The sequence below is a fragment of the Bacillus sp. T2.9-1 genome, from assembly GCF_950097965.1.
Classification (GTDB): domain Bacteria; phylum Bacillota; class Bacilli; order Bacillales; family Cytobacillaceae; genus Niallia; species Niallia hominis.
This window is the reverse complement of sequence record NZ_CATNHG010000117.1, coordinates 1-21675: the sequence shown is the minus strand read 5'-3', so window position 1 is coordinate 21675 and position 21675 is coordinate 1. Positions and strand designations below refer to the sequence as shown.

General features: G+C 35.0%; 29 protein-coding genes. 6 read left to right on the top strand and 23 right to left on the bottom strand.

The genetic code is table 11. The features are described from left to right. Positions 1 to 158: 158 nt before the first annotated feature. The 7 genes from QQZ16_RS17560 to QQZ16_RS17530 form a co-directional block, all read right to left on the bottom strand. Positions 159 to 404 carry a hypothetical protein gene (locus QQZ16_RS17560; protein WP_026675560.1) on the bottom strand — a complete coding sequence of 82 codons (246 nt, stop codon included), beginning with the start codon at positions 402 to 404 and terminating at the stop codon, positions 159 to 161. Further along, positions 397 to 819, bottom strand: coding sequence for a recombinase family protein (locus QQZ16_RS17555; protein WP_031536980.1), 423 nt, complete (start codon positions 817 to 819; stop codon positions 397 to 399). Before QQZ16_RS17555 ends, QQZ16_RS17560 begins: the two co-directional genes overlap by 8 nt. A gap of 55 nt (positions 820 to 874) precedes the next feature. Then, positions 875 to 1261: a hypothetical protein gene (locus QQZ16_RS17550; protein WP_031536981.1), complete on the bottom strand. Its 387-nt coding sequence runs from the start codon at positions 1259 to 1261 to the stop codon at positions 875 to 877. Positions 1262 to 2327: 1066 nt separating this feature from the next. After that, positions 2328 to 3149 (bottom strand): tyrosine-type recombinase/integrase, encoded by an 822-nt coding sequence (locus tag QQZ16_RS17545; RefSeq protein WP_026675557.1) that lies wholly within the window; start codon positions 3147 to 3149, stop codon positions 2328 to 2330. 186 nt (positions 3150 to 3335) lie between these two features. Continuing rightward, positions 3336 to 3593 carry a hypothetical protein gene (locus tag QQZ16_RS17540; RefSeq protein ID WP_031536982.1) on the bottom strand — a complete coding sequence of 86 codons (258 nt, stop codon included), beginning with the start codon at positions 3591 to 3593 and terminating at the stop codon, positions 3336 to 3338. Positions 3594 to 3772: 179 nt separating this feature from the next. Beyond that, the gene (locus QQZ16_RS17535; RefSeq protein ID WP_031536983.1) at positions 3773 to 6724 is read right to left on the bottom strand and encodes a Tn3 family transposase; all 2952 of its coding nucleotides are present in this window, start codon (positions 6722 to 6724) and stop codon (positions 3773 to 3775) included. Between the two features lies 1 nt (position 6725). Further along, on the bottom strand, positions 6726 to 7295 hold the full coding sequence (locus QQZ16_RS17530) for a recombinase family protein (RefSeq protein ID WP_031536984.1): 570 nt from the start codon (positions 7293 to 7295) through the stop codon (positions 6726 to 6728). Positions 7296 to 7543: 248 nt separating this feature from the next. Here QQZ16_RS17530 and merR1 point away from each other — a divergent pair, with 248 nt between their 5' ends. The 5 genes from merR1 to merA are packed head-to-tail and all read left to right on the top strand — an operon-like array spanning position 7544 to position 10536. Beyond that, positions 7544 to 7942, top strand: a complete 399-nt coding sequence (merR1, locus tag QQZ16_RS17525; RefSeq protein WP_031536985.1) for a mercury resistance transcriptional regulator MerR1 — start codon at positions 7544 to 7546, stop codon at positions 7940 to 7942. A gap of 13 nt (positions 7943 to 7955) precedes the next feature. After that, complete coding sequence (locus tag QQZ16_RS17520) at positions 7956 to 8225, top strand: hypothetical protein (RefSeq protein WP_035416349.1); 270 nt, start codon at positions 7956 to 7958, stop codon at positions 8223 to 8225. Next, positions 8222 to 8524: a mercuric transport protein MerT gene (gene merT, locus QQZ16_RS17515; RefSeq protein ID WP_031536987.1), complete on the top strand. Its 303-nt coding sequence runs from the start codon at positions 8222 to 8224 to the stop codon at positions 8522 to 8524. The genes QQZ16_RS17520 and merT overlap by 4 nt, the downstream gene beginning before the upstream one ends. A gap of 17 nt (positions 8525 to 8541) precedes the next feature. Beyond that, positions 8542 to 8880 carry a mercury resistance system substrate-binding protein MerP gene (merP, locus tag QQZ16_RS17510; RefSeq protein WP_031536988.1) on the top strand — a complete coding sequence of 113 codons (339 nt, stop codon included), beginning with the start codon at positions 8542 to 8544 and terminating at the stop codon, positions 8878 to 8880. 15 nt (positions 8881 to 8895) lie between these two features. After that, positions 8896 to 10536 carry a mercury(II) reductase gene (gene merA, locus QQZ16_RS17505; protein WP_031536989.1) on the top strand — a complete coding sequence of 547 codons (1641 nt, stop codon included), beginning with the start codon at positions 8896 to 8898 and terminating at the stop codon, positions 10534 to 10536. 141 nt (positions 10537 to 10677) lie between these two features. Here the strand turns inward: merA and QQZ16_RS17500 are convergent, their stop codons facing one another. The 10 genes from QQZ16_RS17500 to QQZ16_RS17455 form a co-directional block, all read right to left on the bottom strand. Next, positions 10678 to 10803, bottom strand: coding sequence for a hypothetical protein (locus QQZ16_RS17500; RefSeq protein WP_284561553.1), 126 nt, complete (start codon positions 10801 to 10803; stop codon positions 10678 to 10680). A gap of 132 nt (positions 10804 to 10935) precedes the next feature. Further along, a complete protein-coding gene (locus QQZ16_RS17495; RefSeq protein WP_284561552.1) occupies positions 10936 to 11388 on the bottom strand; it encodes a hypothetical protein in 453 nt (150 codons plus the stop codon). A gap of 104 nt (positions 11389 to 11492) precedes the next feature. Beyond that, complete coding sequence (locus tag QQZ16_RS17490) at positions 11493 to 11894, bottom strand: hypothetical protein (RefSeq protein WP_031536991.1); 402 nt, start codon at positions 11892 to 11894, stop codon at positions 11493 to 11495. Between the two features lie 273 nt (positions 11895 to 12167). Then, the gene (locus tag QQZ16_RS17485) at positions 12168 to 12380 is read right to left on the bottom strand and encodes a hypothetical protein (RefSeq protein ID WP_031536992.1); all 213 of its coding nucleotides are present in this window, start codon (positions 12378 to 12380) and stop codon (positions 12168 to 12170) included. Positions 12381 to 12775: 395 nt separating this feature from the next. After that, positions 12776 to 14356, bottom strand: coding sequence for a DNA primase family protein (locus tag QQZ16_RS17480; protein WP_235252301.1), 1581 nt, complete (start codon positions 14354 to 14356; stop codon positions 12776 to 12778). A 124-nt stretch (positions 14357 to 14480) separates the two neighbouring features. Continuing rightward, positions 14481 to 14765 (bottom strand): hypothetical protein, encoded by a 285-nt coding sequence (locus tag QQZ16_RS17475; RefSeq protein ID WP_026675551.1) that lies wholly within the window; start codon positions 14763 to 14765, stop codon positions 14481 to 14483. A 1041-nt stretch (positions 14766 to 15806) separates the two neighbouring features. Further along, positions 15807 to 16604, bottom strand: a complete 798-nt coding sequence (locus tag QQZ16_RS17470) for a tyrosine-protein phosphatase (protein ID WP_031536994.1) — start codon at positions 16602 to 16604, stop codon at positions 15807 to 15809. Between the two features lie 196 nt (positions 16605 to 16800). After that, positions 16801 to 17391: a GNAT family N-acetyltransferase gene (locus tag QQZ16_RS17465; protein ID WP_047944577.1), complete on the bottom strand. Its 591-nt coding sequence runs from the start codon at positions 17389 to 17391 to the stop codon at positions 16801 to 16803. Between the two features lie 68 nt (positions 17392 to 17459). After that, positions 17460 to 18182, bottom strand: a complete 723-nt coding sequence (locus QQZ16_RS17460; protein ID WP_284561551.1) for an alpha/beta fold hydrolase — start codon at positions 18180 to 18182, stop codon at positions 17460 to 17462. Continuing rightward, positions 18179 to 18325: a hypothetical protein gene (locus QQZ16_RS17455; RefSeq protein WP_284561550.1), complete on the bottom strand. Its 147-nt coding sequence runs from the start codon at positions 18323 to 18325 to the stop codon at positions 18179 to 18181. The genes QQZ16_RS17460 and QQZ16_RS17455 overlap by 4 nt, the downstream gene beginning before the upstream one ends. Before the next feature lie 244 nt (positions 18326 to 18569). Between QQZ16_RS17455 and QQZ16_RS17450 the strand changes: the two genes are divergently transcribed. Continuing rightward, entirely contained in the window at positions 18570 to 18695 is a 126-nt protein-coding gene (locus QQZ16_RS17450; protein WP_284561549.1) for a hypothetical protein, read from the top strand. Positions 18696 to 18787: 92 nt separating this feature from the next. On the opposite strand, the gene QQZ16_RS23305 is transcribed toward QQZ16_RS17450, so the two are convergent. The 6 genes from QQZ16_RS23305 to QQZ16_RS17425 all read right to left on the bottom strand — a co-directional run bounded on the left by QQZ16_RS23305 (position 18788) and on the right by QQZ16_RS17425 (position 21527). Further along, positions 18788 to 18955 carry a CPBP family glutamic-type intramembrane protease gene (locus QQZ16_RS23305; RefSeq protein ID WP_160314233.1) on the bottom strand — a complete coding sequence of 56 codons (168 nt, stop codon included), beginning with the start codon at positions 18953 to 18955 and terminating at the stop codon, positions 18788 to 18790. 132 nt (positions 18956 to 19087) lie between these two features. Next, positions 19088 to 19312 (bottom strand): hypothetical protein, encoded by a 225-nt coding sequence (locus tag QQZ16_RS17445; protein ID WP_031536997.1) that lies wholly within the window; start codon positions 19310 to 19312, stop codon positions 19088 to 19090. Further along, on the bottom strand, positions 19309 to 19881 hold the full coding sequence (locus QQZ16_RS17440) for a hypothetical protein (protein ID WP_031536998.1): 573 nt from the start codon (positions 19879 to 19881) through the stop codon (positions 19309 to 19311). The genes QQZ16_RS17445 and QQZ16_RS17440 overlap by 4 nt, the downstream gene beginning before the upstream one ends. A 36-nt stretch (positions 19882 to 19917) precedes the next feature. After that, positions 19918 to 20238, bottom strand: a complete 321-nt coding sequence (locus tag QQZ16_RS17435; protein ID WP_031536999.1) for a YrdB family protein — start codon at positions 20236 to 20238, stop codon at positions 19918 to 19920. 390 nt (positions 20239 to 20628) lie between these two features. Continuing rightward, on the bottom strand, positions 20629 to 20832 hold the full coding sequence (locus tag QQZ16_RS17430) for a hypothetical protein (RefSeq protein WP_031537000.1): 204 nt from the start codon (positions 20830 to 20832) through the stop codon (positions 20629 to 20631). 38 nt (positions 20833 to 20870) lie between these two features. Continuing rightward, positions 20871 to 21527: a GNAT family N-acetyltransferase gene (locus QQZ16_RS17425; RefSeq protein ID WP_446715458.1), complete on the bottom strand. Its 657-nt coding sequence runs from the start codon at positions 21525 to 21527 to the stop codon at positions 20871 to 20873. Positions 21528 to 21675 lie beyond the last annotated feature (148 nt).

Here is a 21675-nt window from a genome sequence, read left to right as displayed (position 1 = left end):
AATATTTTCCAGTAAATGGTTTAATATCTTACTGGGTTTCTTAAGTATTGTCTTTTTTAGGTATTGGTTGGCTTACAATTTCCAATTCCTTAGATTTTGGTACTTGACATATTACCGCAGGACTTTTCTTATACTTGTATGTGAAGCCATAGTTCATTCTAATGTGGAAATCGAGGAACATTCTCTAGGAACATTAAATCGACAAATTCTGAGTTAATCCTTAATGAATCCTTACTTAAAGGTTTTAATACTACATACCACATAATGCATTCTGGATTTTCTTTATCATAAATTTCAGCAAGGATATAAACTACCTCACCTTCTTTAAAGCAAACATCAGCACCCGCTATTTGAATCCCGAAACTTGAATTAATTACTCCAACATGAAATTTATCGTTATTCATATAAATAACCTCTTTCTAGTCTAGGTAGTTGAAAATCTCTATCTGCGAAATCTTTAAAAAGGTTTTCAAAATAACTTCTTTCAATATTTATTGATGAAAGTACAATCAACTCAATCCCTTTTTCCTTCAATAATTTTAAGAAATGATAAAGTTCTTCATTGTCTCTACTCAATTCATGCAAATATGAGAGTATGATATAGTCAATTTCTCCACTATCGACGTAATCGATTAGTTTACAACCACCATTACGCGTTACTAATGGAGAATATCCACTTTCTCGATCATCAAGAATCTTTTCGACTAGAATTCCTTTATTGGTGCAATAATTTACAATTGCATTACTTCGTTGCAAACCTCCATCTTCTAATGAAGCAAACCTTACATATCCTACTGCTGTTTTTAACTGTTCCAACATAAAAACTCCTCCTTTTTTAAATCTATATTTTTATTCAAAATCCATCTTGAATCTCTTAGAAAGGTATTCCATCAAATTCGTATGCTTCCTCAGGAATCTCTGGACTATTTACATAAAACATTGAGATTTTTCCAAAGTGAGGAACTTCCAATAAATCATCATATCCATCATCATAATAACTCTCTGAAAGTACTGGTAATAGAACATGGTCAATCCTTCTGTCTTCTGATACTCTTCTTTTAAAATCCTTGAAAGTTGGTCTATATGCAGCGTTGAGTAATTGATATTCAGTTAATTCTTCACTAATATCGTGATACACAGCATGTAACGAGTAGTTCTTATTATTGCAATATTCGTAAAGCGCTTTGTACATATCACTTATAACTTGCCAGTTTGATTCATTTAAATTAACCATAAAGTAACCTACTGCTATTTTTTTCACTAAAATTCCCCCTTTTCATTAAGGAGATTCCGTGGTAATATATAATTACCATAAATAGAATCACCTATATAACACCAAATAATAGTTTTGCTTAGAGTTGCCCACGCCAATGACGCAACAATAAGTAACGGTTAGTAGCAATCATGTTTTACTTTTATTAACCACCTCCTTTAAAGTGCAATTACCTTACTTTTAGGTAGTATAGCACCTTTATCAAAAGACCAAATCGGTATGTCATAAGATATCTGTGACGAATTTATTTGGGCTATCGTCTCCTATTACTGATGGTTACATACTCTTCTATAATATCGAGTCCACCTTCATATATTTCTCCCTCACTTATAATAATGTTTTCTACCGCGCTAGCAACATTATTATATAATTCAACTGTTTTATCTCATTGATCTCCCATATGTTGTAACATCTTAGTTGCCTTAATTGTTATACCTAGAAGCGTTTTTGAATTTTGATCATCAAAATTCATATAAATTGTTGGTTTTCCCATTAAAACTTCCCCCTTTTTAAATCCCTAAATTTTTCTCATATAACAAATCCCCTTGCAAAAAAATTGTTAATAGATAATTTTCTAACTTGATTTTGATTATAAAAGACCCTTGATACGCTTGTAAACCCACTTCTCTATGATTTGAATTGGCGGCAAAATCGTAGATAAATATTTAATTATATTAAAATAATATACAAGTTAGATTAAAAATGCATTATCTGCATAACCCTGCCTTTTTATCTATGAAATGATATTATTGTTCGTTCATAGATAACCTTTCACAAAATTGTCACATTTTGATATTTAATAAAAATGGTCAAACAGCAAAAATTACTGTTTGACCATTTTATGTCCTAGAAAGGGCTAGCAAAAGAAATTTGTCTAAGTTACACCTTGGAGAGGAACACATTCAGGATTTTAAAGGGGAATAATTGTCCTGATATACCTACACTTCTATATGAAATAGCATAACCCTTTATTTATGGCAAAGTATTATAGTAATTTTATTAGCCATTATAATAATTGATCTCAAATATTAATGATTAATAAAACTAGTAAAGGTCACCTAGTCCAAATTTCTTCTACTGCAATCTGTTTGTCCTCAGGAGTAGGAGCAGAATATCTAAGTATCATGTCAGCGCTTGAATGTCCACTTAAAGATTGGATTACGCTGATATCCTGTCCACTTCGAACTAATCCTGTTATAAAAGTATGTCTTAAAGCATGAACATTGAAACCCTGCTTTTCTATTAAATATTGCACTGTTCTAACACTTATTCTTTTACCTCTATTTGATAGAAATAGTGCTTCTTCATTGTCAGACCTTTCTTCAAGATATTTAACTAATGCTCTTCGTGCTTCTTTATTAAGTGGAACTGTTCTCTGTTTGTTTCCTTTTCCTTTAATTACAGTAACCTGACCTTTTCTCTCACTTACTTCGATATCTGATATATCTAAGGCAACCAATTCAGAAAGCCGTAAACCTGTATTTAACAATACTTGTAGAATAGCCATATCTCTTTTATTCTCAGTTCTATCAATTTCTCGTATCAACCTATTCAATTCTAACCTGTCTAGTGCTTTAGGGGCCTCATTTTTATAGTTAGTAGGTTTAACAACCGAAATATCTTCTATTGTATTCACTTGTTGAGACCATTTGCTATACTTCTTAATCGCATTCCAAATTTTATTTACTGTTGCTGGGCTCTTGCGTCTACTCACTAAATAATCAATGTATTGTTGAACGTCGCTTCTCGCGTAATTTGATAAATCTGCTCCAGCCCCTTCCAACCAATCACTAAATTGCTTAATTGAGTGAACATAAGTCTTAATTGTCTGTTCTGATTTTCCTCTCAGTGCTTCTTCTACAAATTGGTTAATCATATTCTCTCCTCCAGATTTTTTGGCATAAATAATTCTATGCAATATTTTTTTACTGTTATTTGCCATAATTCATTTCCTTTTTACTGTTATTTTGTTAACTAATTGCATGGAATACCTATTCTATGCAAATATTCTACGAAATTGCTATAGAAAAAATAATGTCCATATACAAACTGAAGCACAGCTTCAGTTTGTATATGCAAAAAATGAAATAACAAAACTACCAAATATCCACATTGAGCAAAAACCAATTAACATACCAAACGTGATTTCTCCAACCATCTTATTCTTTTGAAGAAGCCATTTGATAATTACACAGCCAATCAATAAAATAATCACAGAAAAGAATGACCAGCGGAAAGCAATTTCTAACCAACTGATAAATTCTCCAAATAGTTCTTTAGCTTCTAAAATATCTTGCTGAAGATCAACCCAATTTTTCATTTGTAAGCACACTCCTTTTTTGAATTATATAGTTCATCTTGTTTGTTTCTTTTCTAAAACCTTCTATAATAAGTTTTACTTGGGGTCCTACCAACAAAACGCGGAAAACATACGCTAAGAGAAATTCCGAGGTAAAAAGGCCGATTTTTCCTACGCTAAGGAATCATCGGCCTTTAATATTATTGAAGAAGAGGGCGTAGGGAATGTAGACTTGTTACTTTTCTTGCATCAAAGTTGTATTCACCAAGAAAATTAATGTGTTCCCATCCTAATGGAGAAATATGTTTAAGTAAGTCTTCTCTCAAATTCCCTTTTTCCTTCAATAGTTTTGTTGCTTCTGTAAGATAAACGGTATTCCATACACTAATGGCATTAATTAGAATGTTTAAAGCACTTGCACGTTGTAGCTGGTCTTGTATTCCTCGTTCCCGCAACTCACCTCGTTTTCCAAAGAATAAGGCTCTCGCTAACCCATTCATCGCTTCTCCTTTATTTAGTCCCCGTTGAATTCGACGGCGTAGTGTTTCGTTAGATATGTAATCCAAAATAAAAATGGTCTTTTCGATTCTCCCCATTTCTCGCAAAGTAGTTGCAAGTTTATTTTGTCTCGCATACGACCCTAATTTCCCCATCATAAGTGAACCGGACACTTTTCCTTCTCGAATAGAATGAGCTACACGTAATACGTCATCGAAATTCTCTTGAATAATTTTTGTATTAATACGACCACGGAGTATATTTTCTAATTTATGGAATTCACTTGGCGTTTGGATCGTGAATAGCTTAGAGTCAGCTAAATCACGTAGCCTTGGTGCAAAACGAAATCCTAGTAAATGACTCAATCCAAATACTGAGTCGGCGTAGCCAGCTGTATCTGTAAAATGCTCTTCAATATTTAAATCTGTCTCATGATGAAGTAATCCATCAATAACGTGGACAGCATCACGAGCATTAGTATTAATGACTTTCGTATAAAAACTTGAAAATTGATCACTGGTAAATCGATAAATGGTTGCCCCTTTTCCAGACCCATAGTGTGGATTGGCATCGGCATGTAACGATGAAACACCAACCTGTACGCGCATTCCATCAGAAGAAGAGGTACTTCCATCTCCCCAATAGGAAGCTAGTTTAAGCTTATGTTGAAAATTTACTAATGTCGCTTGTGCACGACTTATAGCATCATCAAATAAACGCCATTGTGCTGCATTAGCCATTTGATGATAAGTAACTCCTGGTGTCGCTTCTGCCATTTTAGTAAGTCCTATGTTAGTTCCCATCGCCATGAGAGCAGCCATGAGAACAACTTTTTCCTCTCCCTTTGGCGGGCGATTGGTTGAGGCATGTATCAACATTTCGTCAAATCCTGTCCAGTGTGCTACCTCCATTAAAAGATCAGTGAGCTTTATTCTTGGCAACATATTATATAAAGACAGGCTAAAAGCTCTCGCTTCTTCGGGTGTATTCTTCTCCAAACGGTCCAATCGGATCTTAGCCTTTTCGATAGTTACTCCTTCTAAAGAATCAAGATTATTTGAAACCCATGTAAGGCGTTGAGCTAGTGACTTTCTTCTTTCCTCAAGATATTCATCTGCCGATGAACGAACGGCTAGTTTAGTATCCGTAAGACGAGTTGTTGTCCAATCTTCTTTAGGAACAAGATACTCTTCAAAATCTTTATGAAGTCTACTACCGACTACGGATATGTCGCCTGAACGAATATGATTTTTCAACTCTGTTAGTGCAGCCATCTCGTAATAGTGTCGGTTAATTATTCCATCATCACCATAAACATGCTTCTTCCAACGTTTAGGAATAAAATCTACCGGGGCATCATTTGGAATTTTTCTTTTACCAGATTCATTCATTTCATTTAGCGTCTTTAAGGCTTGCAATAGTGGCTCTGTACCTTGTGTAGAACGAAATTCAAAAGACTTAAGAAAAGTAGGAGTATATTTTCTTAGATAAGAAAAACGATTTTCTAACAAATCTAGATAATCGTAATCCATCGGTCGGGCTAATTTTTGAGCTTCTTCGACGGAAGAAACAATTTTATCCCACGGCATAATCTTTTCAATAGCATTAAATGGATCAAGCCCTTCATTTCGTGCTTGGATAAGTGCTGAACCAATATCTGCAAAATGTACGACTTTTTCATTCACTGCTTTTCCATTTTCTTTTTGCATTTCTTCTTGTGTTTTACGTCCTTTTGATTGCAAGATCATCATTTGTCGATCATGAATTTCAATTGCTTGGTCAATTAAATCCTGACTATGAGTCACAAGATATGCCACGAGAATTGCATATTTCTTTTTTTCTTTAAACCTTCGAAATGAGTGTGGTTCATACCTTGCTCCAATACGAGATAATTGAAGTAAACGATTGGGATGGATATGTTCTGAATTTATTTCTAATTTTAAATCTCGAATATATTCTAAGCGCTTTATTACTTTTAAAAAGGCTTCAGGTGAAGAGTGTCCGGGAAGTTCTCTAAGCCATGCTAAGGGGGTTTTTCTATTGTCTACAAATGGATCTATAAGTTTATCTAACTTTTGTTTTTGCCATTTAGATAGAGTACAAGTTAATGATTTAAAAATTCTTTCCTCTGCTCGTTGACGAGTTTCCCAAACAAGTCTTTCTATAGTAGTCATACCAGGGAGAATAATTTTCTGATTCCGTAGTTCTTCTTGTGCTGTACGAAGAAGATACATTGAATTTCCATTTTGAAGGGCATGATTCAACAGAAACTGAGCTACCTTGCGGTAGTTCCCTAGGGAAAAATTTTGATAACCATAAACTTGACGGATTTCTTCCATATGCTCATGTTTAGTTGGCTCTCGTTGGGCATATAAAGAAAATGAATTAGGATTAACATTTATTTGTCCAGCTATGTATTGGATTATGTAATCTGGTATAGGTCCAACATCTGAAAGGGACCATCCTGGGTAGCGTAGAACACATAATTGAACAGCAAAGCCTAAACGATTATGATCTCTTCTGTGTCGTTTAATAATTTCAAGGTCATATTGTGAAAAAGTATAATAAGTTTCTAGTTCACTTTCGCTCATATCAGCTGGAATTCGTACAAATTCCGTTCTTTGATCTTCTGTTAGTAATTCTTTCCCTCTCATGCTACAACTCCTTGCTAGATATCTTTTTCTTTTCTAGATAACGATATAAGGTTGTCGCTCCAATCCCTGTTGCCGTCTTAATTTGAGATAAAGAGTAATCTTTGCTTTCGTACATTTTTATAGCAAGTTCTATTTTCTTTAAATCAACCTTCGGTCTGCCTCCGTTTCTTCCTCTAGCTCTAGCAGCCGTCAATCCATCTTTCGTTCGTTCACTAATAATATCTCGTTCTAATTCTGCTATGCTGGCCAACATTCTAAAAAAGAATCGTCCCATAGCAGTTGTCGTGTCAATCTTGTCTTGTATGGAGACAAAATGAATACCCTTTGATTCAAAATGTTCCATAAGCTCAATTAAATGTTTGGTACTACGACTGATACGGTCTAATTTATAGACAACTACCGTGTCGCCTTTACGCAAAACTTTAAGAAGCTCGTCAAGCTGCGGACGGTTTTTTCTCTTGCCTGACTCCTTTTCTTCAAAAGTCTGGTCCACTCCGTAGTGAGTCAATGCATCGAGTTGTAACGATAATGACTGATCTTGTGTACTGACACGTGCATATCCAAATTTCAACAAGAATTCCCCCTTTTTTAATGTCCTAACTATACCAAAAAGGGGTTTGTAATAGATATATTGGTATTTAGATTTTGGTCATATTTTTGGTTATGCATTTTAAGTAGTTTTTGAGGTTTTAGAGAAGTTCTCTGTTTTTAACCAAAAACGGTCGTTTTCGGCATTGGAATCATTTAATTGAAGGGAGTAATATATATATTGACTATGTACTATGGTACAGGGTTTATACTTTATATGAGGTGAGATAAATGCAATTTCGTATTGGAGAACTGGCTGAAAAGTGCGGCGTTAATAAAGAGACCATTCGATATTATGAACGTTTAGGGTTAATTCCAGAGCCTAATCGTACCGAAAAGGGATACCGAATGTATTCACAACAAACGGTCGATCGATTGAATTTCATAAAGAGGATGCAGGAACTAGGCTTTACGCTAAATGAAATTGATAAGTTGCTAGGAGTCGTTGATCGCGATGAAGCAAAGTGCCGTGATATGTATGATTTCACCGTTCTTAAGATAGAGGACATCCAGCGTAAAATTGAAGATCTCAAAAGAATTGAACAAATGCTGATGGATCTTAAAGAAAGATGTCCCGAAAACAAAGATATTTACGAATGTCCCATTATTGAAACACTGATGAAGAAATAAGAGGTGAAACAGGATGAAAAACACAATAAAAAGTTCAGGTTGGTTTCTTGTCGCACTAATCACATGTCCGTGCCATTTGTTTTTACTGCTTCCGTTGTTTGCGGGAACGGCACTGGGCTCATACTTCACGGAATTTAAAGATGTTATTTTCATCGTGATGGGTCTGTTATTTGTTTTCACCCTTTTCAAAGGATGGAGAAAACTGAACCCAGAAATTAAAAATGAAACAACGAAAGAAACAACAACGCATGATTGTTGCAGTATGAAGAGGTTTAAATCATGAAGGAAAAAGTGTCACAGTTAGCCACTATATTTTCAGCTTTTGGTATGGCTGCATGCTGCTTGGGTCCACTGATTTTTATTCCTCTTGGATTAACTGGATTTGCAGGAGCAATCGCCTTCTACTCATTGAAGTATCGGTTATTGTTCAGCATCGTTACCATCATCCTTCTTGCATACTCCTTTTACATGGTTTACGGGAGAAAAGGCAAAAGGAAGAGTTCTATCATCGGCTTATGGATCACGACGTTTTTCGTTTTCTGCATGTTTCTTTTTTTATTTCTAGTTGAAGGTGGACTATAAAAAATGAGGTGCTTTATATGAGCGTAAAAATAATTAGGATTATGATGCTATTATCCCTTCTGTTAGTGGTTAGTGCGTGTAGCAACGAAAAAGAAGCACAAAATACTATAGATGCTAAGAAGGAAGTAAAAGCTACCATTGAAACAACTAAAACAGGGACATTCACGGTTTTGGGGATGGATTGTTGTCCGCCGTCTGTTGTAGAAAGCGTCCTGGAAGAGATAGATGGCGTTAGCAAAACAGCCATTAAAGTCAGTGGAAGCAAGGGCGAAGTAACGGTTTCCTTTAATGATAAGAAAACGGATTTACAGGCAATTAAGACGGCAGTTTCGGATTTCGGGCTTGGAGTCGAATAAAAGGAGGGAGTTAACATGAAAAAATATCGAGTGAACGTTCAAGGAATGACTTGTACGGGTTGTGAAGAGCATGTAGCTGTTGCTCTTGAAAACATGGGTGCAAGAGGGATTGAAGTAGATTTTCGCCGTGGCGAAGCTGTATTTGAGCTACCAAATGGCTTAGAGGTTGAAACAGCGAAAAAAGCGATTGCTGAAGCGAAATATCAACCAGGCGAAGCAGAAGAAGTACAATCGCAAGAAATGATGCAGTTAGGTGATGAAGGTGATTATGACTACATCATCATCGGTTCTGGTGGGGCTGCCTTTTCATCTGCCATCGAAGCCGTGAAATACGGAGCAAAAGTGGCAATCATTGAACGTGGTACGGTTGGTGGAACATGCGTGAACATCGGCTGTGTTCCTTCAAAGACTTTGCTTCGGGCTGGCGAAATCAATCATCTGGCAAAAAATAATCCATTCATCGGATTGCACACGTCAGCTGGTGACGTTGATTTGGCACCATTGATCAAGCAGAAAAATGAACTGGTGACGGATCTTCGAAACTCAAAATATGTGGATTTGATTGATGACTACGGCTTTGAATTAATCAAAGGCGAAGCGAAATTCGTAGATGAAAAAACCGTTGAAGTCAATAGCATTCAGTTGTCAGCCAAACGATTCTTAATCGCGACAGGTGCTTCACCAGCAGTGCCAAACATTCCTGGACTGGATGAAGTCGATTATTTAACAAGCACAACTCTGCTTGAATTAAAGAAGGTTCCTAAGCGTCTTACGGTCATCGGTTCTGGCTATATCGGGATGGAATTGGGACAACTCTTCCATAATCTAGGCTCAGAAGTCACATTGATGCAAAGAAGCCCGCGTTTGTTAAAGGAATACGATCCTGAGGTTTCAGAAGCAATCACGCAAGCCTTGACAGAACAAGGGGTCAACTTAGTGACGGGAGCATCTTTTGAACGAATCGAACAAGATGGAGACATTAAAAAGGTCCATGTTGAGGTAAATGGCAAGAAGCGAATCATTGAGGCAGATCAATTACTGGTTGCCACAGGAAGAACACCAAACACGGCAACCTTGAATTTACAGGATGCAGGCGTTGAAGTAGGCCCCCGTGGTGAAATCGTAATCGATGAGTATTCAAAAACAACGAATTCACGCATCTATGCAGCAGGAGATGTCACGCTTGGTCCTCAATTTGTATATGTAGCAGCTTATCAAGGTGGAGTTGCGGCAGGAAATGCTATCGGTGGACTGAACAAAAAGCTGAATTTAGAAGTGGTTCCGGGGGTTACATTTACAGCTCCAGCAATTGCAACGGTTGGTTTAACGGAGCAACAGGCGAAAGAGAAAGGATATGAAGTGAAAACATCCGTTTTGCCGTTAGATGCCGTTCCAAGAGCACTGGTTAATCGGGAAACAACAGGTGTGTTTAAACTGGTCGCGGACGCGAAAACGTTAAAAATATTAGGGGCTCATGTGGTTGCAGAAAACGCAGGAGACGTGATTTATGCAGCGACATTAGCTGTCAAATTCGGTTTAACCGTAGAGGATCTTCGCGAAACCCTTGCACCATATTTGACAATGGCAGAAGGACTGAAGCTGGCTGCTCTAACGTTTGACAAAGATGTATCCAAACTATCTTGTTGTGCAGGATAACTATCTTTTAATATCAAGCCGATGATTCCTTAGCGTAGGAAAAATCGGCTTTTTTCATGTCGAAATTTGCTTAGCGTATGTTTTCCGCGTTTTGTTGGTAGGACCCCTACTTTAGTTATTTATTTTTTTCGTCTCGTTCAATTAATTATTTGTTGTTATTTCTTCATTTCCCCCAAAATCGGTCAGTTGATTTTTTTTATCTGCAAAATGATTAAATGTTAAGCGATTTCTTGCACGACCTATTTTTTTCATTTTTTTCCTTATCAATATCGCTCATTTTTACTCTGTAGCATTTTTTTCGGTTGAATTTTTTTTTCACCATTAGCAAAGCAATAAGGGACATATTATAAATAAAAAAGTATGTCTACTTCCAACAATACTGTTAGGAGACATACTTTTTTAAACTTTAAACCACATACGCTTATGACCATTTTCATCAATAAACACTTTATTATATTTCTGTTCTCTTTCTTTTAGCAATTTTTTTATGTCAAGCATTGGCAAACACCAAGTATATACTCCACTAAGACAAACAAAGAATGTCACAATACCATAAGCCAGAATACCTGATAATAAATAAACGATTATGCCAAAGATTAATACAATTATACTAAATATAACAATCGATAATGTATCCCAAAATCTTTCCTTTTTCTCACTAGGATTTTCGGCACTTCCAAAAATAATTACAGAATAAAATATGTGATAAAATATTCCACTGCTTACAAATGCTAATATGAATAAGGAATAATAGAAAACTATATCAATTTTTAATGTGAAATGATTAATAGGATACAACATGACAGAACTAATTCCACCAATTAGCAGCGTCCAGAATATAAGAAATGCCAAATATCTTATTCTCGAATTAATCTCTTTCAATTTTAGGTCACCCCCAATTACTAATTACATACATTATAGCGCGTCTTAAAGATAATATCAGGGCCAACTATAAACTAACCTATCAAAAAATTGAATAAATAATCTCTTTCTTCTTTCGAACACATAAAAACAAAAATATCATTAATAGATCGAATAAAAGTAAACTGATAAAAACCTGTTTTATCGTTTCTAGCAAGTGAAAATGTACAATCTTGTAACAGTAACCTCTTCGCCTCTTTTAAATCATAATTATAGAAACCATTCAAAATGTTTGTATATTCTATATCTGATAGGAGATAAACATTCGGCTCTTCGCCTAGGCTTCTTCGCTCCTCTATAAGTACTCCTTCCAACTCCTCATCCCTATCGTTATATATGTAACCCTTTACTTTCAAACCGTATCTTGCATGAAATAAGTTTAACTCCACTAACTTCTCAACAACTATATTTCTTCTAATTTCTACTTTTTGATTCATCAAAATCCTCCCCTTTCATTTTTAAATTGATTGTTAAAAACTGACCAGACCTTAACGGAATTTTCATATACCTTTCTATTAGACATAACTTATAACAACCCTTGTTTAAAAATAAAAAAACAGCAGGGACTAGTCCCTACTGACATGGATGTAACTTTCGCGCTAACTTGATTAATTTGTATCGAACATCTGGCTCTAGTATATACTCTTCCAAAATCGGACAAAGCAGCAAAATCATTTGGTTAAAATCTTTAAAATCTTGGTTAAAACACATTACATTATACTTTTCAATTTTTGTCTTTCCCTTTTTTTGCCTGCCACTCTGTAATCCTCTTTAAGTACATATATGAAATAGAAGAATGGTTCAGTTTCATCTGGCAATAAAAAGCATTTCTTAAATCTTGCAATGAAGAAATTGTACTGAAAATGGTTAAACGTTATTAGTTCATAATCAGCCTTCTTACGAAGTATATCCTTGTTTTTCAAGAGAATCCCTCCAAGTATCTTTAGTGTAATCTTTCTACTTATACACTTAAACAAACACTTGTTCTTACCTTTATTTTGGAAGGAATCACAAGAAGCATTGAACCACTTTTGGATGTTTTGTTGAACTAGTTTTAAGCCTTGCGATTCTATTAGTATCAATACTTGAGCCGTTTGAACTACTATTTACCTAAATGACCATTTTGAAAAGCATTACAAAACTACAAGAGATTATTTGTATACACCTCACATATACTACTGTTTTAATAATTAAACTGGTTCATTTGGCTCAACCCTTTTCTCGCTTGCAAACACTTGGTTCATTATTGGCTCAAGATTGGTTCAACTTGGGTTCTATTTTTACAAAATTAAAGACGGGTTTAATACCCGTCTGCAATTTAAATTTCATCAAAATCAAGTAGTTTTAAACCCTTCCAAGACTTAGTCCTTCTACTGTTATTCATTTGGCTACGTTTAACCAGATTACCATATATACTTTCAATTTTTTTATTAAACTTTGTTTGACTTCCCGCAATGTGTCCATTTTGTTCACAGAAATTTTGCCATGCTGTAAACAGATTAATACGCGCTGTCTCAGCATCTGGATTAAATTCGCAATGTTCATTCATGAATTTCATTACAGGATTATTCTCTTCTCTGTATCTTTGGACTAGTTCACTAGATTCCCTACTTTCTGTAAACTTAAAATTATTTTCATGTATCAATCTTCTTAGTCCGTCTAGAATCCAAAGCAGGATAGCGTCCTTCTCTTTGTATAATTTTTCCTTCAGGTGAGGGTCTTTTTTTGCAGGTACATGCTTAAAAGGGATAATACTTAACCTGTTGTAAAAAGCATCACTAGTATCTTTACTGTAATTATCCGGTAGACCATTTGTGGAGAAAACAAACTTTGCTTTATTATAAAACTCAAATACTTGTCCATATGGTCTTCGTGCAGATATCCTATCATTCCCGGTAGCCGCTTTTAAATAGCCATTATCTTTAATTCCTTTAGCGGGTAGATCAGCAAATATATTGACAACCTTCCCAAACAATTCTGCTTGTTTGTACTCATTATCAGACAAGTCTTGTAATGGAATGTGTGATTTAGCATTATCGGTTAAGAGATTCTCTAGAGTTGCTGTGATAAAAGTACTTTTCCCTGCATCTCCCGGTCCATCAAATATGAAAATCATCTTTTTGGAATCTGTTAATGGAGTTAAACAATACCCTACCATTTCCTGCAGCAGCATTTGAAGTTCTTTATCCGGTACTGCACTATTAATAAACTTATTGAAGTTTTCTCCATTAGCGTTCGGATCATAGTTTGCTTGTATTTGAATTGTAGAATAGTTATCTATTGAGTGACCTTTAGTAAACTCCCAAGTTTGTAAATCAAATGTTCCATTTAGAAGATTTAACTTAAAGGGATACTTATTTATTTCGTGCGGAAACTTATTAATTCGACTATCTATCTTCCACAATTGAACAACATCATTTATAACCTGGGACTTAGCATATTCAGGTGTTAATAACTCTTTTACTATCCCCTTATCCTCATTCTCATTCGCTGGTCTATACACCCCATTATCAAAAAAATATAACTTTCCCGTTGAATTGATGACAGGAACATTTTTTATGAGGTATTCCGACAAAAAACCTCGATGTATATAACTAAAGCCTTTATCTGATTTCCTTAAAAATGGGCCAACAAGTCGAACTTCATTATCTATGTATTCTACCTTAAATCCTTTCGGTCCAATATATTCATTTCCGTCTTCGTCGTATAAGACACTCTTCCAGATAGGGAGATTTTCTGTGTCTTTTATTGAGACTTGTTTTAAATCCTTTTTTTCATATTCTTCAACTTTTTTATTTAGTTCCTCAGTAGAAACTGTTATTTCTTGATTGTTTTCTCCATCAATATTACTCCAATTTGGTGGTGTAACTTTGTTTTTAAATTCTTTAGATGTAGCCATATTACATCACTCCCCTTTCCTCATTACACAGGGTTTAGGAGTGTATATTGTGTTTTATATGTATGCTTTTTATTGTGTTGTGAAGACCTGTTAGATGGCTTAAAAATACATGCATGTTGGTAGTTTAATCTCTTCTAAGTTCAACTCCTTCAGGAGCCTTAACAATTGTCCAACCTTTAATTAGAAATAAAGGTAATTTATTTGTGGTACCATATCTGCTAACCTTTTCAAATTGATAATAATCCCCCACTTTTTTTCTTAATATGAAATACTCTTGACCATTATATTGATTAGATTTAAAGAAATTAACTAGATACCCTTCCTTATACAAATCAATTTTATTCTTTCCCCATAATTTTTTTGCTTCCACTACTTCTCCGGTTTTAAAATTTGGATAATACTTTGGCAATGCTCTCACCTCCTTTTTACTTTACAACGTTTCTATTAAACAAAGATAGATGCTCACCTGCTAATTCTTCATATAAAAATTTATTTCTTTAATATTTAAATTAACTTTATGGATATATTGATACTAAGGGTATTTTACTGAGGGGGACTATTTGATAGCTATTTTGTACGGAAATAAAGGGAAATTTCGAAGCCTTTTATAATAATTCTGTAGATTCTTGTTTTTCTCAAATACCACACCAACCTGAAGTACTTATGTTAAAACCGAAAGCAAATACAGTCACAGAAAGAGATCATATACATATAGCAAAACTTGTAGATTACTCCCAATTAGAAATTACTAACAATAACCAGATAACTAGAGGCAAAAACATTGAATTTGTTTGGATTATCTGACTTCCATCATGGTTATATGGATGTTGGGGTTATTAGCGACTTTCTGTCTATACTTGAGGAAATTACATAAAAAATTCCAACAAAATTTAGAAATCAATTGTGTAAATGTAAATGTCTGTATCAAAATGTACATTTTTGCTTATATAAGCATGTACACTTTTGACCGTTATACGGCTCTCTATACAAGTGAGTGCATAATTACAACTTGACACGGAGCCTCTGCGGGCATGATTATGCCGCTAAAAAGCCAGCAGTAACAAGGGCTGGCAAGCCAACCAAGGCTATCATACCCGCCACTCCATGTAAAGTTGTAATATACAGGGGAAATCAAAAATGTACATCTTTAAACGAGCGTTTTTGTACATGCTTAATTCAGCATTTGTAGTGTAAAAAAACATAACACCTTTTGTTTATAGAGACAATCTACCCTAAATAACCTTTAAGTACATTTTTTACAGATTTTCACTGCGCAGTATCGTTGTACTGCGCAGTAAGAACAGTTATAAAGACAGATATTACTGAAGCATCTAAAAGTGAATGATGATTTAAGTGAGTTCCCTACTAGGCAAAAAAAAACAGAAGAGTTTGCCGTTTTTTTTACAATCGTTTCAAAATATTTCTTGAATTCATCAGTTATCACTCATTTCTATTCTATACTTTTAAGGACTAGATTCTGCTTCAGTCTATCCAAAATCTCTACCTCTAGTTGGCAAGCCTCCATAAGATAGGTTTCAACGGTTCCATATCGCTCGTTAATATTGGCATATAGTTGCTCGAGCACTTCGGGATGCGCCTTTAATATGAATTCTATACGCTCTGAGGACACTTGGAAAAGTGTCATCCATCTCATAACTTTTATAAATTTATCTAATCGATGTTTGAAGTAATCGTTGGTTAAGAGATATTCTTCCAATACCCTTTGATATGGAACCCCAACTAAGGACTGAATGATTGATGCAATAATCCCTGTTCGATCCTTTCCAGCTGAACAATGGATGAGCACCGGCCAATTTTTATCATCAGAGATTAAGGTAAATACCTTTTTTATTTGTGGAGTTTGATAGAATGCAATACTATGATAATACTCCCTAGTAAAGTTTTTAAAATCGTCTGCTCCTGTCTTTCGAAACAAAAAGCTAAGAAACTTTCGGAAATTAGCATCTTGAGTCTCTATGGGAAGTAGAGGAATGTTCACAGAATTAATCTCTTCTGCAGTCAGTAATAAGGGCATATTCTTGTTGTATTCTTTTTCTGATCGAAGGTCTAAGATTGTTTTAATCTTATATTTCTTCATTCTTTCCAGATCACATGGAGTCATGTTAGATAATTTACCAGAGCGATAGAGTACACCTTGTCTTAAGGTAGATCCTTGCTCTGTTTTTACCCCTCCGATGTCACGAAAATTATATATTTTTTCAAAGTGTATTAATTGGTTGTTACTCATAATTCTCTCCCGCTTATCATTACTTATTTATGGTGTTCTTCAATATAGTTTTTCAGAGTTAACTAATCCATCCTGCCCTTCTAAATTTAAAGAAAAATTTTAATTCAAATACTATATCCTTCCCTATTCTTCAGGTGTAATGTGTCTAACATGTAAATAGAATATCCTTGATTGATGGTATTTAAGTGGACGGTGCTTATATCCGATCATTAGCTCTAATTCTTTTGTACATCTGAAAATCCCACTCGGTTTTTAAAAGAGAATAACAATATTGATCTGCATACTCCCCATTAATCAAGGAGTAGCCACGTAAAACCCCTTCCTGATAAAAACCAAACTTACGTAAAATTTCTTTTGACGGTGTTGCATCTATGTTGGTAAATGCCTCGATGCGATGCAAATTCATTTCATGAAAGCCAAAACCGATGACATGAGTTAATATTTCAGTCATGTATCCTTTTCGCCAATATTGCTTTCCTAAATCATAAGCAACCTCACCCCTAGACCCGCGTTGGACCTCCCAACCATTGAATCCGCACGTTCCTATAAGAGTATTCGTATCTTTTTTAATAATCCCCCACCTAAGTGCTTGATTTAAATCAAATAGTTTGTTCATAAATGAAATTACACCTTCTGCTTCCTCTACACTTGTTAAAGGGCGAATCCCCATATCTTTTGTAACATCTTTATCCGATAGTACCTCTAGGACACCTGGAGCATCAGCTAATGACATTTGTCGAAGTAAAAAACGATCCGTGTTAATAATCGGAAACTCTTTAAATTCCATTCTCTTCTCTCTCCTCCTCACCTTTTGTAGTGGTTTGCTTCTCTAATAAATAGTTAGAACCTTTTAAATTAAAGCAGGTATTGGATTAACCTCTGCTCATTTTCCCTTGCATCATCCAAATGAAAGGCATGGGAAGATTTATCCGACCATAATAACCTTTTTCCTTCTGGAGCATCTAGATTCTCATAGTATCTTTTAATTAGTTCAGGCATAACATGCTTTTCTTTACTTCCATGAATAAACATGACAGGTATTTGTAATGAGGGAACCTCTGTAAAGAAGTCGAAGGTATTAATATCGTTGAGCAATTCTTCCGTATACGAGAGTTTAAAGCCGCGTATAAGGGAATTGTATACGTCGATAAGAGAGTAATCCGGTGACTGCAACATAATTTTAAGTCCCGAAAAAAATGTCGCTGACTTTTTATCACCTGCATCATGGAACATCGAATTGTATTTAAATTGCCATTTACGAATTGCAGCCCACTGTTTAAATCCATCTAAATAAGGTGGCTCCCCAACGGCAAGCAAATCCTTTATCGCTTTTTGATGATTCTTCACCTTCGATATTTCCATCAGCCACTTGTAACTTAACTTGTCATTTTCAACCCAGTTCGTAATTTGTGAGAACCCGGTATATGAATAATATTTTTCTGGATAAGATGCGGCAAGCGACAGTCCAATCACACTCCCCCACGAATGTGCCATGAGGTGGATTTTTTCTTGACTAAACCGGTTCCTTAAATAATCGGTAACCTCACACCCATCTTGAATAAATTGCTTTAAGTTCATCGTATTTTTTGAATTTGCTTTGCATACGATTTACCTGTACCACGCTGATCCCAGAAAACAACTGTAAAATGCTTGACTAATTCCTTTGTCGTCATTACTAAAGCATAATCACGTCCCCTATTGGAGACACCAGGCACCGGCATGCTTGGGCCTCCATGAATAAAGAGTAAAACAGGTGCACCAGGATTATCCGCTTGTATTAAGATGCTTTGTTTTATCCCCCCCTATTGTAATGCTCTCTACACTGCTTATACCTTGTGCTGTAATTACAAAATCCTTGCTATGGAATATTTTCATAAAGCCACCTCATATTTTATTTTCAGCTATGTAAAGAACAATGTTGACTATAATAGTGTTAATTGAAGCGCAAGATAAACGACATCAGCGATGAGTGCTTCTTCACTACTAATCCTTTCGAATAGCATATCTTTTTCAGTAGCTAATGAGAACGCCCAGCGTTATCGGCCGTATCAAGTAGCTGATGAAATGGAAATTAACGTTACCAATAAATGAGCCTAATTTTAATGAAAGAAAAATAAGTTTCACTTGCAGTGGGTAAGCTCAATAGAGGTTGCATCTAGCTAAAACATATGAATGAACAGTCTCTACATCCCCGTAAATTTATTTAAAAACACTGGAACACAAAGGTTTAAAATGTGAGCAACAATCACCCAACGTAAACTTTTTGTCTTATAAAAATATGTACCCCATGCTAAACCCATTAGAAATACGGCAGTCCAGGTGACAGGACTCCGATTTGCAATGGAAAACACTCCCCACGTCAGAAGCCCTCCTCCAGAGGCGGATTAATAAGAAAAGTAAGTATCCAAAGTGAGATGATTAATCCTGAATCTAATGTATGCCATCCAAATATGAATGCAGGCAGGAAGGAGTGACGGAAAAGGCTAAAATAATCCAGCCTTTATGCCCTTTGGCTTTTGCAACCAACTTGTAAAAGTAGTTCTTTTATGACGATAGATTATAAATGCCATCGTACTCCAATAAATAATAGCTAGCGGTACCCATGCCCATTCATTGATTAACCGCACAGCAATGGTTGCTGTCAAAAATCCTAAACCAACAACTAATATTGGAGAAAAAATCATTAAGCTTCGATTTTTATCGTTCACATAGAATTCCTCCTAAAAAGAAAGAGTCCTCCCCATATAAACCCGAGTCCAGTAATAATTGCCCCGGTTGTGGAGATGAGCGGTTCTAAATTTCCTGCTACCGTCCCTAGTGCAAAAACAATCGTTCCAAGAATAAGTAATAGTCCAACTGCAGATGGAAATAGTTTCGCTCTCACCATTGAAATACCAACGAAGATCATCCCCAATACAAAAAGCAGTGGACCAAACGAGTAAATAAAGTGATTTGTACTAACTGCAAATATTTCATCAATCTTAACATTTGAAACGCCAGCCATCTCGACAAACACAATGGCCGTTACGATAATCGTGCCAATTACACCTAAAACCATACCTATTGATCCGAAAATACCATTTTTATCTCTTTGTGATTCATGAAATCCAAAAAACGCAAAAACGATGAGAAGATGAGCAATAAATACAATGGCTTTTCCTATTACTATACCTTCCCCATTTGAAAACAGTAGATTAATAGAGTGAGCTGTAGCAAGAGAGAAACCTGCAATGATAGACATAACTCCACCTAGTTTGATTCGAAACGCATTCTCCATTCACCTATCCCCTTTATTTGTTGATGACTACATGGCTTATTGTTTCCATACATACATTAGGATTTTGTTAACTATGACTAATGCCCCAAAGACAAATGCTAATGTCGGTTTACCTACAGCTAATAGTGCCAAAATCGCACACCCGAAAATAGTTACTTCAAGTAAAATACGATATCCCCCTGTTAAGGGTATTTGTGCTGCTGGGGAACCAAATAGCCCCCATATCATCATGATCAATAAGGGTGCACCAATACCTAGTAGTATTTTAAAAACTATTCCTTTACCAACAACAAAGCCCCAATAGCTAACTGCTACAATAGTACATACTTCCAAAATAAACAGTAATACGAGATTCATAAACAAGTTAATTACACCCCATTAAAAGGAAGGTGTCTAAAAACAAAGGATTTGAACATTTAGACAACCTCCATTAGTATCTGAATTACCAAATTTGTGTTTTTAATAGTAATTTCTTCCTTTATATTCTAATGAACGAGTATTGTCAATCATCAAATTATTATAGACTAAGAGGAATTTTGTTTACCTTCCATTGATGCTCCTAGTCTTCTTCAATACAGTTGTCGTAAGCCACATGATTAGAAAATAGGAATAGTGGGATGCATAACTCTCGATCTTACCTATCACGCTTAGGCCACCAAACTCTTACAAATAAAACCAATTGTTTTAATAGAAAACAAAAACTTCCAATAATATTTAAGTTCTTTATTGAAAAATGATTACAAACTACTAGCTGGTTTTCTTAATAGAAAATTTTATTCTTTTTTTACCTTTTACAAATTGAATAAACCAATATAGAGCCACCCAAGGTAAAATATATTTTGTTGACCATTCCATTATATTTATAATAATTCCTAAAGAATAATAACCTACTAAATATAAAACAATAAAAATTACTACTAACCCTAATGAACCATATAATAAATACTTCATTTTTATATCCCTCTCTTTACTAGTAATATATATAAATACTAAGCTTGTACTGTAATGGGATGCTTGAAATATTCAGGTAAATCTAAATTATTTTTTATTTTTATGAACAGCACATCGTTCTCGGTATCAATTAACTTTTTACTAATTACAATATCCCGGTAATCTGGAGTATAATGAAAAACTACATTTTTCGTATCTTCGTTAGCAATTCTATTTATAACATCAGAAATAGTTACTTCCTTTTGGCTAATTACATCAAAAAGATGGAGAGTTTCCCCATCGTGCATATGAATTGTAAACAAATCTAAATCATCTATGTAATAGATGTCCTGACTAAAGACATTTAGACAATAAAACATAAGCAATTCCTGTGAATTCTCTGAACCAAAAATAAAAGATACTGGTAATCTACCTCTACTATATTGGAAAATTCTATTTAACACTTCAGAATCAGTACCATTCAGTTTAGTCACTCTTCTGACTGGAATTATTCTTGACGGTATATTCATTGTAAACTGATGTTCCGGTACTCGCTTAAAACCAAACTTAGGATAGAAATCTAGCACAGTAGAATTAGCAAATAAGTACATAAAATCATATTGGTTCTCATAATGTTCAAGCACTATTTCCATTAACTTACGAGATAGTCCTAATTTTCGAAAATCAGGATGAGTCATTACCGTACCTATTTGAATCCCACGCTTTTTTTCATTATTAACTCAACTTTCGCACCAAAAAAATAAGTGCAAATCGTTAGTTGTATTGCGTCTATGGTCTATTAAATATGTTGCTTGACAGTGTTTAATAAAATGAAATAACACCTCATTCTTTGGTATAGTGTAA